Raw genomic sequence first — 929 nt, forward strand, 5'->3', positions numbered from 1 at the left:
CGCAGGGGTTGTAGGACGTCTCACATGGAGTTACAAAGGTGTTTGGTAGGCGAAGAGGTCTGGAAAGGCCCGCCAGAGCAGGTAAAAGCCCTGTAACCGAAAGCAAGCACTCTCCGAGACGGATCCTGAGTACGGCGGGACACGAGAAACCCCGTCGGAATCCGGCAGGACCATCTGCCAAGGCTAAATACTCCCTGGTGACCGATAGTGAAGCAGTACCGTGAGGGAAAGGTGAAAAGCACCGCGGAAGCGGAGTGAAAAAGAACCTGAAACCGTGCGCTTACAAAAAGTCAGAGCCCGTTAAATGGGTGATGGCGTGCCTTTTGTAGAATGAACCGGCGAGTTACGATCACGTGCAAGGTTAAGTCGGGAAGACGGAGCCGTAGCGAAAGCGAGTCTGAATAGGGCGAATAAGTACGTGGTCGTAGACCCGAAACCGTGTGATCTACCCCTGTCCAGGGTGAAGGTGCGGTAACACGCACTGGAGGCCCGAACCCACGCACGTTGAAAAGTGCGGGGATGAGGTGGGGGTAGCGGAGAAATTCCAATCGAACTCGGAGATAGCTGGTTCTCCCCGAAATAGCTTTAGGGCTAGCCTCGAGGAATGAGCGTCGTGGAGGTAGAGCACTGATTGGGTGCGGGGCCCGCCAAGGGTTACCAAGTCCAGTCAAACTCCGAATGCCATAGACGTGCTACTCGGGAGTCAGACAGTGAGTGCTAAGATCCATTGTCAAGAGGGAAACAGCCCAGATCATCAGCTAAGGTCCCCAAGTGTGTGTTAAGTGGGAAAGGATGTGGAGTTGCAAAGACAACCAGGATGTTGGCTTAGAAGCAGCCACCATTTAAAGAGTGCGTAATAGCTCACTGGTCGAGTGACTCTGCGCCGAAAATGTAACGGGGCTAAACACACCACCGAAGCTATGACATGT

General features: G+C 53.7%; 1 rRNA gene. It reads left to right on the top strand.

Annotation, left to right across the window (positions count from 1 at the left end):
• A 23S ribosomal RNA gene (locus AC1TPC_RS26835) occupies positions 1 to 929 on the top strand; the annotation flags it as partial.

The sequence above is a fragment of the Paenibacillus sp. Y280 genome, from assembly GCF_056786335.1.